Annotated in this window: 13 protein-coding genes and 1 pseudogene; 8 read left to right on the plus strand and 6 right to left on the minus strand. The window is 68.4% G+C overall.

All coding sequences use genetic code 11. The features are described from left to right. Window positions 1-41 precede the first annotated feature (41 nt). The 3 genes from B0675_RS41080 to B0675_RS26955 all read right to left on the minus strand — a co-directional run bounded on the left by B0675_RS41080 (window position 42) and on the right by B0675_RS26955 (window position 1,971). Window positions 42-296: a DUF6479 family protein gene (locus B0675_RS41080; RefSeq protein WP_143661120.1), complete on the minus strand. Its 255-nt coding sequence runs from the start codon at window positions 294-296 to the stop codon at window positions 42-44. 381 nt (window positions 297-677) lie between these two features. Continuing rightward, entirely contained in the window at window positions 678-1,019 is a 342-nt protein-coding gene (locus B0675_RS26950) for a DUF5133 domain-containing protein (RefSeq protein WP_081222211.1), read from the minus strand. A gap of 115 nt (window positions 1,020-1,134) precedes the next feature. Next, the gene (locus B0675_RS26955) at window positions 1,135-1,971 is read right to left on the minus strand and encodes a SigB/SigF/SigG family RNA polymerase sigma factor (RefSeq protein ID WP_081222212.1); all 837 of its coding nucleotides are present in this window, start codon (window positions 1,969-1,971) and stop codon (window positions 1,135-1,137) included. 588 nt (window positions 1,972-2,559) lie between these two features. Here B0675_RS26955 and dnaE point away from each other — a divergent pair. The 5 genes from dnaE (at window position 2,560) to B0675_RS26975 (ending at window position 8,766) form a co-directional block, all read left to right on the plus strand. After that, window positions 2,560-6,012 (plus strand): DNA polymerase III subunit alpha, encoded by a 3,453-nt coding sequence (gene dnaE, locus B0675_RS26960; protein ID WP_081223902.1) that lies wholly within the window; start codon window positions 2,560-2,562, stop codon window positions 6,010-6,012. Window positions 6,013-6,017: 5 nt separating this feature from the next. Beyond that, the gene (locus tag B0675_RS26965; RefSeq protein WP_081223903.1) at window positions 6,018-7,049 is read left to right on the plus strand and encodes a hypothetical protein; all 1,032 of its coding nucleotides are present in this window, start codon (window positions 6,018-6,020) and stop codon (window positions 7,047-7,049) included. Window positions 7,050-7,087: 38 nt separating this feature from the next. Continuing rightward, window positions 7,088-7,441, plus strand: coding sequence for a hypothetical protein (locus B0675_RS41085; RefSeq protein ID WP_143661121.1), 354 nt, complete (start codon window positions 7,088-7,090; stop codon window positions 7,439-7,441). A 269-nt stretch (window positions 7,442-7,710) separates the two neighbouring features. Next, the gene (locus B0675_RS26970; protein WP_081223904.1) at window positions 7,711-8,367 is read left to right on the plus strand and encodes an HNH endonuclease family protein; all 657 of its coding nucleotides are present in this window, start codon (window positions 7,711-7,713) and stop codon (window positions 8,365-8,367) included. Between the two features lie 90 nt (window positions 8,368-8,457). Next, on the plus strand, window positions 8,458-8,766 hold the full coding sequence (locus B0675_RS26975; RefSeq protein ID WP_241540011.1) for a hypothetical protein: 309 nt from the start codon (window positions 8,458-8,460) through the stop codon (window positions 8,764-8,766). Window positions 8,767-8,833: 67 nt separating this feature from the next. On the opposite strand, the gene B0675_RS26980 is transcribed toward B0675_RS26975, so the two are convergent. Continuing rightward, entirely contained in the window at window positions 8,834-9,493 is a 660-nt protein-coding gene (locus tag B0675_RS26980) for a LysE family translocator (protein ID WP_107482853.1), read from the minus strand. A 122-nt stretch (window positions 9,494-9,615) separates the two neighbouring features. Here B0675_RS26980 and B0675_RS26985 point away from each other — a divergent pair, with 122 nt between their 5' ends. Beyond that, a complete protein-coding gene (locus B0675_RS26985) occupies window positions 9,616-10,569 on the plus strand; it encodes a Ku protein (RefSeq protein WP_081222214.1) in 954 nt (317 codons plus the stop codon). Window positions 10,570-10,597: 28 nt separating this feature from the next. On the opposite strand, the gene lexA is transcribed toward B0675_RS26985, so the two are convergent. After that, window positions 10,598-11,272, minus strand: coding sequence for a transcriptional repressor LexA (gene lexA, locus B0675_RS26990; RefSeq protein ID WP_081222215.1), 675 nt, complete (start codon window positions 11,270-11,272; stop codon window positions 10,598-10,600). Window positions 11,273-11,412: 140 nt separating this feature from the next. Then, window positions 11,413-11,886, minus strand: a pseudogene (locus tag B0675_RS26995) (NUDIX domain-containing protein). 217 nt (window positions 11,887-12,103) lie between these two features. Here B0675_RS26995 and B0675_RS27000 point away from each other — a divergent pair. Together B0675_RS27000 and B0675_RS27005 are read left to right on the plus strand one after the other, a co-directional pair. Further along, on the plus strand, window positions 12,104-12,352 hold the full coding sequence (locus tag B0675_RS27000; RefSeq protein WP_241540013.1) for a hypothetical protein: 249 nt from the start codon (window positions 12,104-12,106) through the stop codon (window positions 12,350-12,352). Window positions 12,353-12,390: 38 nt separating this feature from the next. Beyond that, complete coding sequence (locus B0675_RS27005; RefSeq protein ID WP_081222217.1) at window positions 12,391-13,377, plus strand: aminoglycoside phosphotransferase family protein; 987 nt, start codon at window positions 12,391-12,393, stop codon at window positions 13,375-13,377. Window positions 13,378-13,379 lie beyond the last annotated feature (2 nt).

Raw genomic sequence — 13,379 nt, forward strand, 5'->3', positions numbered from 1 at the left:
GCGATCGCCGCGCCCTTCGCGGCCCCGCTCGAGGCCATTGGTTAGCGGTGCGGGTGGCCTTGCTCTGGGTCTCCCTCAGGTGTCTGCCATCCGTCGCCTCGCTGCGCCGGATCGGCCGTGGCGGCGGCAGTCTGCGTGGGGTGGGGTGCCGCAGTGGAGATCCGGCGGCGAGTTGCACGGCGACTGCCGATGAAGAAGGCGGCCAAGAGGCCGGCTACGACGATGACACCGGCCACGATCAGCCAGAGGGGGCCGGTCGATGAGGCGGCCATAGTGAACTGCGTTTCGTTGATCATCTGGTGTGCATACCCTCAATATTTAATGTGCGGAGCACCGCACTCCTTTGTCGGCTACGCCTGCGACCGCTGTCGGAGACGGCGGCGCATGGCTGACGCTGTTCACGTCACTGTGGTTCGGGCTGCCGGTGAGGCGCCGTCTGCCAGGGATCTGTCGGCCAGGGCGTCCAGACTTCGGGTCCCCCGCCGTGCCATTCGATGAGGGGCAATTCGGCTACATCGACCTCGTCCAGGCCGGGCCATCCCGACCTGTTCAGGAGCTTGGTCAGCTCTCCCAGGCTGGCGACGGAGCCGGCGGACTTTGCGTCCACCCATACCTGACGGCCGGCCCGTCTTGTCGGTGGGTACACCTTCACAGAGCGGGTGCTCATGGCCACCACCTCAGCGTTCGTCCGCGCGAGCGGTGGTCGAGGCCAGCTGTACCTGGCCACGGGGCAGGTTGCCGGCCGCCCGGGACGAAGTCGCCGCGGTGGCGGTCTGCTTCGGTGGGGAGGTGATCACGTGCCGGTCGCCGAGAGGCGTGGCGGTCGCCTTGGCCAGGTAGGCGCGGGCGGTGTCGAGGGCGTCGCTGATCTCGCGGGTGCCGGTGGACACGCACAGGGTGTAGGTCACGTCCTGCAGGCGCTGACTGGCGGATGTTGTCGAGGTGGCGGTTTCCTCGGCGAGGAGCCTCTCGTACTCGGCGAGGAGCCGGTGGAGGGTGGCGGGGAGGGGCATCAGCATCGGTGCGACTCCTTCGGACCAAGGCGGTGGGCCTTGCATGATCGGTTGGGACTTGGCGGCTACCGAGACGGGGCCGCAGGTGACGGGGGCGTAGCCAGCTATCCGCGTCCGTGGGTCAGATGGTTTCCGGGCCCTCGTGGAGGACCTGGTCACGGACGCGGGCGCAGGTGCCATTGATGAGCCGGGAGACGTGCATCTGGGAGCAGCCGAGTTGTTCGGCTATCCGGGTTTGCGTCATGTCCTTGAAGAAGCGCAGGTACAGCACGGTTCGCTCGCGTTCGGGGAGACGACGCAGGGCGTTCTTCGTGGCTTCGCGGTCGACGACGAGGTCGTAGGGGGCGTCGGTGCTCAGGGTGTCGGCGAGGCTGTAGTCGTCCTCGGTCGTCAGAGCCGCGTCCAAGGACAGCGCGCTGTAGCTCTCCAGAGCTTCCAGCCCGGCGGCGACTTCGTCGTCGCTGAGTCCGGTGTGCGCGGCGATGTCAGCGGGTGTGGGTTCGGGGCTGCCGGGCCGCTGAATGAGGTCGCGGCGCGCGAGACGGACCTGGTTGCGCAGCTCCTGTACGCGTCGTGGCACTCGCACGGCCCAGGCCCGGTCGCGGAAGTGACGCTTGATCTCGCCGGTAATGGTCGGCACCGCGTACGTCTCGAACGCCCCCCGGTCCGCGTCGTAGCCGTCGAGGGCCTTGACCAGCCCCAGCGCCGCTACCTGGCGAAGGTCGTCGATGTCCTCGCCGCGGTTGCGGAAGCGGCCCGCGATCCGGTGAGCCATGGGCAACCACAGCTCCACCAGTTCCTCACGCACCGCGTCACGCTCGGGTTCTTTGTCCATGCTCGCCAACCGTGTGAACAGGGCGGCCGCCTCGTCCGGGGCATCGTCATGACGGCGGCGCACGGCTGTCGGCTGGTGGCTGGTCTCGCTGCGGGAGGGACCTGGTGTGAACTCAGTGAGCATGATCGAATCGCTCCTGAAATCGGGTCCAGAGCAGCCCACGAATGCAATGCCGGGGCGTAGCCCTGAACGGGTGCTGTCAGGGGTGGCCTCGCGGCGGTACGCCGGGCCTGCCCAAGCGAATCCGCAGGCAGGGGGTACCCCCGCGGGGCATACGCCTTCGGTCCGAAGCGCAGAACTTCAGTTATCCGCCATTCTCGTCTCGAAACACGTGATCCGCGAGCCCGTATGTATCAGCTCCGGACATTCCAGGCTTCGGCGCCTGGGGGTAACGATGTCGTCCTGACCAGCACTCATGCCGGAGAGGAGTTCTCGGGGGTGGTGTGGAGTTCAGATAGATAGTTGGCACTTACGTACAGGTGGGGGTCGTGCTCGTACGCCCGCCGACCCGCTGACCAGCAGGTTCAAGAGGGCCCGGCTCGCCGGTGCCAACTGCCCCTCTTTTGTGCCAACTATGGATCCTCGTCACAACGTGGCGAGCGACGTCGCTCGGTCAGATTCACTCATTCGCACGCTTGTACGAATAGCGGTTATGGTGGATACCTAGAGAGGTCACAGGTCAGGGGAGGGCCGAGCGAGGTTCTGGAGGTGTTGGACGGTGGATTTACTCATCTGCATGTCGCCTCCGGCTACTCGGCCCGCTACGGCGCATCCCTCCCCCACGACCTGGTCCAGCGCGCGGCCGAGCGCGGGATGAGGACGCTGGCGCTGACCGACCGGGACACGGTCGCGGGCAGCGTCCGCTTCGCCAAGGCCGCCGCGGACGTCGGGATCAGCCCGATCTTCGGCGTGGACGTGGCCGTCGCCCCGCTCACCTCACCCGAGCCCGCCACCGGCCGACCGCGGACGCCGGCACGCGGTGGTGCGCACGTGTTCGAGCCGCCGCTGCGGGTCACGTTGCTCGCGCAGAACCTCGCGGGGTGGGCGCGGCTGTGCCGCCTGGTGTCCGCCGCGCACGGGGAGGCTGGGGACGGGCTGCCGGTCGTGTCGTGGACGACGCTGCGTGCGTACGCGGGCGAGGACCTGGTCGTCATCCTCGGTCCGTCCGCTGAGCCGATGCGGGCACTGTCCGCCGGGCGAGCCGACATCGCCGAGCGGCTGCTGGCGCCGTGGCGTGAGCTCGCGGGCGGCCGGCTGCGCCTGGAAGCGGTCTACCTGGGGCTAGAGGGGACGGGGGCGGGCTCGCTGCGGCTGGCGGCGCGCACGGTCGGCCTCGGTGACCAGCTTGGGGTGCGTACGGTGCTGTCCAGTGCGGTCCGCTACGCCGATCCCGGCCAGCACCGGCTGGCCGATGTCCTCGACGCCGCCCGTCTCCTTCGGCCCATGGACCGCCGGCACCTGGACAGCGGCGAGCGCTGGCTCAAGGGACCCCAGGAGATGGCCGCGGCCGCGGAGCGGATCGCCCGCGCGGTGGGTGCGGACCCGGCCCGGGCGGCTCGTCTTCTGGCGGAGACCGAGGCCACAGGCCAGTCCTGCACGCTCACCGCGGCCGACCTGGGCATGGGGCGCCCGCACTTTCCCGAGCCGTCTGTCGTCGACGCCGGGCCCGAGTCAGGCTCGGCGATGCGGCTGCTGCGCCAGCGCTGCGATGCCGGGATGGTCGCCCGCGGCCTGGACCGTGACGAGGCTGCTGTCCGGCAGATCGACTACGAACTCGATGTGATCGGGCGGCTGGGCTTCGAGGGCTACTTTCTCGCGGTCGCGCAGGTCGTTGCGGACACCCGGGCGCTCGGAATCCGGGTGGCGGCGCGCGGCTCCGGCGCCGGCTCCATGGTGAACCACTCGCTGTTCGTCGCCACAGCCAACCCGTTGGAGCACCGGCTCCTGTTCGAACGCTTCCTCAGCGAGCGGCGGACCTCGCTTCCGGACATCGACCTGGACGTGGAGTCGGAGCGGCGGCTGGAGGTGTACGACACGATCATCGAGCGGTTCGGGCGGGAGCGGACCGCGGTCACGGGCATGCCCGAGACCTACCGGGCCCGGCACGCTCTGCGCGACACCGGCCTCGCGCTGGGGATTCCGCCGCAGGTGATCGGCGAGGTCGCGAAGAGCTTCCCGCACATCCGGGCCCGCGACATCCGCGGCGCCCTGGCAGAACTGCCAGAACTCCGCGAACTCGCCTGTCGAGCGCAGCAGTTCGGGCCCTTGTGGGAGCTCGCCGAGGGCCTCGACGCCCTCCCCCGCGGGTACGCCATGCACCCCTGCGGAGTGATCATCTCGAACGCTTCGCTGCTAGACCGCGTTCCGGCACAGCCGACCCCGGGCGGCTACGCCATGTTGCAGGCCGATAAGGAAGATGTCGAAGATCTCGGCCTTCTGAAGCTCGATGTGCTTGGTGTGCGGATGCAGAGTTCGATGGCGCACGCGGTCGCTGAGATCCACCGGGCCACCGGCCGCGCGATCGACCTGGACAACCCTGATCACGTCGACCTGGACGACCCCCTGGCGTTCAGGCTCATCCAGGCGTCCGACACGGTCGGGCTCTTCCAGCTTGAATCTCCGGGCCAGCAGGACCTGGTTGGCCGGCTTCAGCCCCGCCACATGCAGGACGTGGTCGCGGACATCAGCCTGTTCCGGCCTGGTCCGGTCAAGGGCGGTATGCCCGCTTTGTTTATCGCCGCCCGGCACGGTGCCACCCCGCACTACCCGCACCCCGACCTAGAGCCGGTGCTGAACGACACGTACGGCGTGGTCATCTGGCACGAGCAGATCATCGCGATCCTGGCGCGGATGACCGGCTGTGACCGCGCCGCCGGTGACGTCGCCCGCCGGGCGCTGGCGGACCCGGACCGGTTGCCGAAGGTCGAGGCCTGGTTCCGCCGCACGGCCGGCGAACGCGGCTACACCAAGGATGTCCTGGATGAAGTGTGGGAGATCATCTCCCAGTTCGGGGCGTACGGGTTCTGCCGCGCGCACGCGGTCGCCTTCGCCGTCCCGGCCCTGCAGTCCGCCTACCTCAAAGCCCACTACCCCGCGTTCCTGTATGCCGGGCTCCTCGAACACGACCCGGGCATGTGGCCGATGCGCGTGATCGTCTCCGATGCCCGCCGCCACGGTGTCCCTGTACTTCACGTCGACGTCAACGCCTCCGGCGCGCAGCACCGCGTCGAGAAGACCGAAAACGGGTGGGGTGTTCGGCTCGCGTTCTCCACGGTGAAGGGTATCTCTGAGGCGGAGATCGCGCGGCTGGTCGCCGGGCAGCCGTACAACGGGCTGCAGGACGCATGGCAGCGGGCCCGCCCGTCCCTGCCGCTCGCACAGCGCCTCATCCGCATCGGCGCGCTCGGCCCGCTCGCCGGGGATCTGACGCGGCGGGACCTGCTGCTGCAGGCGACCGAACTGCACCGCCAGTCCCGCAACCGCCGCGCCGGCGAGGGGCAGTTGCCGCTGGGCGGAGAACTGGTCACGGCGGAGCCGAGTGGCCTGCCGGAGATGACGGGCCGGGACAAGCTCAGCGCGGAGCTGGAGACGCTGTCGATCGACGTCACGCACCACCTGATGGATCACCATCACCGGCTGCTGCGCGAGCTCGGCGCCACAGACGCCGCCCACCTGAAGGGCATGGTGCCCGGCCAGACCGTGCTCGTTGCTGGTGTCCGGGCGTCCACGCAGACGCCGCCGATCCCGTCTGGGAAGCGAGTGATCTTCGTGACGCTGGAAGACGGCGCGGGGCTCGTGGACATCGCGTTCTTCGAGGACTCCCACGAGGCGTGCGCTCACACCGTGTTCCACAGCGGGCTCCTGCTCGTGCGGGGAACCGTCGAGGCCAGAGGGCCGCGGCGCACAGTGGTCGGGCAGGTGGTGTGGGACCTGGACGAGGTTGCCGCAGCCCGCCGCGACCACGGACCGCAGGCCGCCCTCGATATCCTGGGCCGCCCCTCCCCCGCACCGACACCCGCCCAGTCGGGCACCGTGCCTCAGCGGACCCTCACGGACGGCACGGCCGGAGCGAAGCTTCACCCCTACGCCGATCTCCAGCCCGCCGGGACCCGGTCCGCGGACCTGCGCCAGCTCGGCCACCGCAGCCAGGGAAGCGCCGGGTGAACGCCATGAACAGTCGCAGCATCCTCCACCTGCGCTTCGACATGCCGACGGACTCCGACGCCGAACTGCCCGAGCAACTGCGTCGCCTGCTGCAGAACATCACCCCGCGGGTGCAGATGATCGAGCCGGACAGTGCCGTCCTCGACCTGAGTGGCGCACTCCCTTACTTTGGCCAGGACGCACGCAGCCTGACGGAACTGATTCAGCTCAGGGTTCTGGCTTACTTCGGGGTGAGCTCCGCCGCGGGGGCCGCGCCGTCGCGGATGCTCGCGGCGATGGCGTGTGCGCTCACTCTGTCCGGACGGCGTCTGGTCATCGAGGACTCGCCCGCGGCGGTGCGCGCTTTTCTGCGGCCGCGGCCGGTCCGGGAGTTGCCCGGGGTGGGCGCCCGCGCGGCCGCGACGCTCTCCGACTACGGACTCCAAACCGTCGGCGATGTCGCCGACACTCCCCAACTCACCCTGCAGCGCCTCCTCGGCGCCCGCCCGGGCCGCACCCTCCACGAACGCGCCCGCGGCCATGACACCACCGCGGTCGACCCGACCCCGACGCCGGCCAGCATGAGCAGCGAGCACCGCTTCGACCGCGACGAACTCGACCCGGCCCAGCACCGACGCGCGCTGCTCGCCCTCGCCGACGACCTCGGCGCCCGTCTTCGCAGCTCCGACCAGATCGCCGTCGGCGTGACGTTGACGGTCCGCTACGCCGACGCGAGTTCCACCCGCCGCAGCCGCACTCTGCCTGAGGCGACTCAGCACACCGTGCTCCTCGCCCGTACCGCCTACACCCTCTATGACAGCCTTGGCCTCCAGCGCGCCCGGGTCCGGGGCGTCACGCTGCGCGCCGATGCTCTGCGCTCCGACGACGGTGCCACCCGGCAGCTCACGCTCGACAGCAGCGACGACAAACCGCTCGCGATCGAAGCCGTCGCCGACCGGGCCCGGGCGCGGTACGGGCACAACCTGCTCTACCCCGCAGCCCTCGCCGTCACCCGCCGTCCGTCCACCGGCGCCGACGGATCCGGAGGTAGAGGATGAGCGCGCTGAGCAGGACCAATATTCGTTAGGGTGCCGATGTGTCTCAGAGTCCTGATCAGCCGTTTCCGCCATCTCTTGACCAAATTGGCGGCCTTCGTAACTTCCTCCACGGAAGAACGTACTCGGCTACCTCAGTCACCATCCGGCTCGACGGCGCGCCGCCTCATGATGCGGGCTCGCCTCTGGATGACGTGGCCAAGGTCTCGAATGCCCTGTATGCGGTTGTCGACGGTCTTGCCAGGCGGGTGCTGGACGCGGCTTTTTCCGAGCAGGCAGACACTGAGGCGCGTGACGCATGGGTCGCGCTCTTGCTGATCGCCCAGAACTGGCGGGATTCACCTGATCTGCCGACAAACCTGAAGACTGTGGTTGATGATGCCCTTCCACTCTGACAAGCGGCTGAAGCGGGCGGATCGTCACCGGCCGAACTCTCGTCAGGCCACAGCTCCTGGTGTCCAGCTGCGCGATCCGCCAGCGACTACAGCAGGTGTGTAGTTGCATCGGAGCCCACCAGGGGCGCCGGACTCCCTTCTGGCACCGAGAGTTCGAGTCCCCAGAACGCGCCGTGCGGATCGTGGGACGGTACGACCAATGCGCGCGCACGAGTGAGCGACGACAGAGGTCCGGGCGGGTCGGGGTCGTCGTCCGCTAGCAAGTGATCATGTTCTCGAAGATCGCGGCCGTGGCCGCCGCCCTCCTCACCCTGCCGCTCACCATTATCCCCGCCTCCGCGCACCAACTGCGGTCCGACGCCATGCCGATGGCGGCGGCCGTCGATCTGCTGCCGACGGCGACCGAATCACGGGAGGGCTACCAGCGCACCAGCTTCAAGTACTGGGTCGACGCCGACCGCGACGGCTGCAGCACCCGCGCCGAGGTCCTGATCGACGAATCCCGCGTGCAGCCGACGATCGAGCCGGGCTGCAAGGTGACCACCGGCCAGTGGTACTCCTTCTACGACGGCGTCACCGTCACCGCCCCCGGCGGCCTGGACATCGACCACATGGTCCCCCTCGCCGAAGCCTGGGACTCCGGCGCCTCCACCTGGACCCCAGAGCGCCGCGAGGCCTACGCCAACGACCTCGACGCAGAGACCAGCCTCGTCGCCGTCACCGCCCGCACCAACCGGTCCAAAGCCGACCAGGACCCAGCCGACTGGCTCCCTCCCCTGCTGGATGCCCGCTGTACGTACGCCGCGGACTGGGTCGCGACGAAGCTGCGGTGGAAGCTGACCGTGGACGACCGCGAACGGGCGGCGCTCGCTGAGATCGCAGCCGGATGTGGGCAGGAGTCCGTCACCTACGAGATGGCCCCGTAACTCACGGGGCATCAGATGCCGTCTCTCGTCCACCCTTCGTCTTTCCGATCTTCGCCCTGTTGACTCCGGGCCAGCATTACAGTGCGCGCTGTGGAGATCCCCGATTACATACCCGACTGGGTCGTCTGGATCATGCTCAGTGGTGCTGTCCTGCAGGTCATCGGCCTTGTTTCCATCAGCGGTCGGCTGCGCGCACCGGAGGCTGCCGTGCGCTCCAAGGCGCGCTTGGACCTGCTGGATACCGTGGGCGCTCTGCTGTTCTTCATTGGCTTCGCGCTGGGCCGGCTGGTTGCCTCGTCCTGGCTGTGGCTCTGTGTCGCCGGCTTCCTGATCACGACGACCGGATACATGGTGAAGGGCGTGCGCCTACGGCGGGCCCGCGGTCGTGCCACCGGCTGACGCTCGTCGCGTTCTGGGGCTTGGGGCCCAGGTCGTGCGGCTGGCGTCCGGGAAAGCCTGGGAAGATTCACGGGCTTTCGATTGCGAGCCTGCTGGCAAACACGATCATGGCAACTCCCCCTGTTGCTTTCAGACTCCGGATACGGCGGGACTTCGCGAGGAACCAGGTCCGCATTGATCCGGCGGCACAGACCCAGATGGTTTCGATGACTGCTTGGGCCAGGCCCCCGGCAAGGCCCAGGATCAGCATCTGGACGATGACGCTTCCGCGCGAGTGGTCAACGAACTGGGGCAGGACGGCTACCAGCGACACGACGCTCTTCGGATTGGCTACACCGACAAGAAGGCCCTGCCGTACCGATCGAGCCCACGACGTCCTGCCCGGTGATACGGCGGCGGCGAAGGGCTCATCCCCGGAGTCTGAGCGGGCGGAGCGCAGCGCGGTGACGCCCAGCCAGAACAGGTAGCACGCGCCGGCGATCTTGACGGCCAAGAAGATTTTGGCCGATGTCGCGACGATCGCTCCGAGTCCAGCGAGCACGAACGCTAGAAGGATGAGACCGCCCAGAGCGTTCCCCAGCACGATCCACATCGCCGATCGACGCCCCACGGTGATGGCACGGCTGGTCTCCAGCAAGACAGATGGCCCCGGGATCACCGACAGAAGTGCCGAGAGGGTCAGAAACCGACGACCAGGCTCAGATTCACGGGCATACGCCCGGACGATAGCCGCGGGTGGATCATCGGAAAAGACGGCAGAGCCCTCGGGACTGATGCCGTGCCGAAGTGCAGCCGGCCGAGCTCGCTCCTACGCTGAAAATCCCCGAGGGATCACCGTGGAGGTCAGCCGTGCCCAGAACCGTATGGAGCGGAGCTATCTCGTTCGGCCTGGTCACCGTTCCTATCCACGTGGTCAGCGCCCGGGAGGACCACAGCGTCCGCTTCCTCCAGGTGCACCTGGAGGACATGTCCCGGGTCCGGGTGCGGAAGGTCTGCGAAATTGAGGACCGTGAGGTCCAGAACGCGGAGATCGGCAAGGGCTATCAGCTGACGAAGGAAAAGATCATCCCGGTTCTCGACGAGGAGCTGAGGGAGATGCCGCTGCCGACGGCGAAGGCCATCGAGATCGAGGCCTTCGTCCCGCTGGAGTCGATCGACCCGATCCAGATCGGCGACGGCTATTACCTCCAGCCCGATGGCCAGGTCGCGGCCAAGCCTTACACGCTGTTGCGCAAGGCGCTGGAGCGGTCGTCGAGGGTGGCCATCGCGAAGTACGCCTGGTCCGGCCGGGAGCGCCTGGGTCTGCTGCGGGTGCGGGACAACGTGATCGTGCTGCACGCGATGCACTGGGCGGACGAGATCCGCGACCCGGCCGAGCTGAAGCCCGAGGATGTGAAGCTCACGAAGGACGAGATCGCCGAGGCGGAGCACCTCATCGAGCGGCTCACTCGCGATGACCTGGAGGGTGAGGAGTTCACCGACCGGTACACGCAGGCGGTGGAGGCTCTCCTCGAGGCGAAGCGTGAGCATCGCGCACCGCCTGCAGTGGAGGAGCCGAAGGCTCCGGGGAAGGTCGTCGACCTGATGGCCGCGCTCCAGGAGTCGGTGGCCAAGGCGAAGGCCTCCCGCGGTGAGGACGCCACCGTCCACGAGATGCCGAAGAAGAAGACCGCGGCGGCGAAGAAGACCGCGAAGAAGGCGCCGGCCAAGAAGACGGCCGCGAAGAAGACCAGCACCTCGAAAAAGACCGCGGCGAAGGCGACAGCCAAGAAGACCTCGGCCCCGAAGCGGCGTAGCGCCTGAGCGGGCCTGGCCCTGGCTCGGGCTCGGGTCAGAGGACGCGCAGGACGCCGACGACCTTGCCGAGGATCTGGACGTCGTCGGCGGGGATCGGCTCGTAGGCGGGGTTGCGGGGCATCAGCCAGACCTTACCGTCTTGCCGGTGGAGGACTTTGACCGTGGCCTCTTCGCCCAGGAGGCCGGCCACGATGTCGCCGTGGTCGGCGCTGTCCTGGCGGCGGACGGTCAGGATGTCGCCGTCACAGATCGCCGCGTCGATCATGCTGTCCCCGGACACAGTCAGGGCGAACAGGTCACCGTCGCCGACGACCTGGCGGGGCATGGAGTAGACGTCCTCGATCATCTCGTCAGCGAGCAGCGGGGCGCCGGCGGCGATGCGTCCGACGAGCGGCACCTCGACCGGCTTCGTCTCGCGGCCGTCGGCGAGTTCGGGTGCCCAGGAGGAGCGCACGCGGTAGGCGCGGGGCCGGTGCGGGTCACGTTCGATGACGTGCTTGTGCTCCAGTGCTCCCAGTTGGTGGGCGACCGAGCTGGTCGAGGAGAGCTTCACGGCGGCGCCGATCTCGCGCATCGACGGCGGGTATCCCTGCCGGTCCACGTACTCGGTCATGAAGCGGACGATCGCTGCCTGGCGGGAGGTGAGTCCGTCCGGGCGGGTGCGTATGCCGGGGGGCCTGCCCGCGCGTCCTGACGTGCTGCTGTCCATCCCGGACACCTCCGTGCATGATCCTCTCGGAACGCGACCCTAACCCGCCATCTGGCGCAAATGGAACGGCGGGGTCACACATCGCTACGTCTGTCGGCGTGTGGAACGGTCGGTGTGGCTTTGCGTGCCGGTCTGGCGGGTCAGCCGGCGAGCACGACGGGGCGTTCGGGGGTTCGGCCTTCGGCGACTGCCGTGACCAGGGCTGCGAGGCCGACGGGATACACCGTCTCTCGGGTGGAGTGCAGTTCGGCCGGGGTCCACCAGCGGTATGCGCGGATGTTGTCGGGCTGCGTGGCCCGGGAGGGGTCCACGTCGGATTCTGTGACCCGGGCGAGGAAGTAGCGCTCGACCTGGCGGACTTCCCGGCCGCCCACGAGGTGGTCCTTGGTGCGCTCGGCGAGCTGCGGGCCCAGTTCGACGGCCTTCTCGTCGACACCGAGTTCTTCCCGCAGTTCGCGGAGCGTCGCTATGGCTTAGGTCTCGCCTTCGTCCAGTGATCCGCCGGGGGTTGCCCAGAAGCCGCAGTTCTCGTCGTACCGCAGCAGCAGAACTCGTTGGTCGGTGTCCATCACCACTGCCCGGGCTGCTTCTCTTAAGGGAGGCGAGGTCGGCATGTCGTCAGTGTGGCAGTCGGGATTCACCGTCGTTCCGATGCCGTTTTCTCGGGGTCGAGGAACTGCGTAACTTGTTGACAAGTTATCCGACCGCTCGTAACTTCCCAAGAAGTTGGAAAGTTGAGGAGTGGGTGTGCTTCAGATCCAGTTGGGCCCGGAACGGCCCGCAGCGCCGGACGACAGTCTCCGCCGGTCGACGATCGGGTGGCGTCTGGGGATGACCGAGGAAGAGGCGTGGCAGGCGGGCCGGGGCATCTGGAAGTTCAACGCGGACCGCGCGCTCGCCCAGGACGAGGTCCAGATCGTCAACGCCGAGGGCGTCGTGCTCGCCGTTGCCACGATCACCGGGATCAGCAAGCACCACGGTCGGTATGCCCTGGAGGGCGAGCTCCGGCGCGGGGATTCCCGGGTCGGGAAGTCCACCACCACCCCTCACCGGTCCCGTAATTCAGTCGCCTACTTCTGAACCGTTCTGGTGTCTGCCCTCGGGCCTGAAGGAGCTTCATGGACCTGCGTCCCATCCCCCGCGACCCGCACGCCTTTCAGCAGCCCGTCACCGGCGAGGACATCCAGAACATCGCCCGGCGCGCCTTCGGGGACGCCGCACACGTCGCCGCCGCGGTGGAGCTCGGTGGCGGCATGTACAACACCACCTACCGGATCACCCTCGACGGCGTGGATGAACCCGTCATCCTGCGCGTAGCCCCGGCTCCTGAGCGTCAGTTCGCGTCCGAGCACGAGCTGATGCGCAACGAGTACGCTTCCGTGCCCTACCTCGGGGCCCTCGCGAGTCTCCTGCCGCGGGTTGTGTTCGCCGACTGGTCGCAGGAGATCGCCGGACGGGACTGGATGGTGCAGAGCCACCTGCGCGGCGTACCGGCACCTGAGCGGCTCGGCGCCTACTCCCGGGACCTGTGGCCGGGGTTCTTCGCGCAGCTCGGCGAGATCGCTGGCCGGGTTCATGCCGTCCGCGGCCCGCACTTCGGGCCGGTCGCCGGTGCAGGACATCCCACCTGGAGCGCCGCGGTCGTCGCCTCCCTCACCGCCATCGCCGACGACGTCAGCAGCGTCGGGCTGGACTCCGCCGACCTGCACAAAGTCGCCGACATCGCCAGCGAGCACCGGGAGGTGCTGAATGAGATCACCGAGCCGTGTCTGCTCACCGGTGACCTCTGGACCGTCAACGCCATGCTCGACCCGCACTCCCCCGAGCCACTGATCACCGGCGTCCTCGACCTGGACCGCACGCTCTTCGGCGATCCGTACGCCGACTGGACCATCCGCATGGCCACGGCCAAGCAGGACGAACGCACCGCGTTTTGGGACACTTACGGGCCTCGCGACCACTCCCCCGCCGCAACCTGGCGTGACCTGATCTACGAAGCCCGACATCTGGGCGCGATCCGGTTGGAGCGTCACCGCCTGCGCAACGCCGACGGCGTCCGCGACACCTACCAGTCCCTCGCTGCCGTCCTCGCAGAGCTGACCTGAGC

Source organism: Streptomyces sp. M41(2017) (assembly GCF_002078175.1).
In the GTDB taxonomy this organism is placed as follows: domain Bacteria; phylum Actinomycetota; class Actinomycetes; order Streptomycetales; family Streptomycetaceae; genus Streptomyces.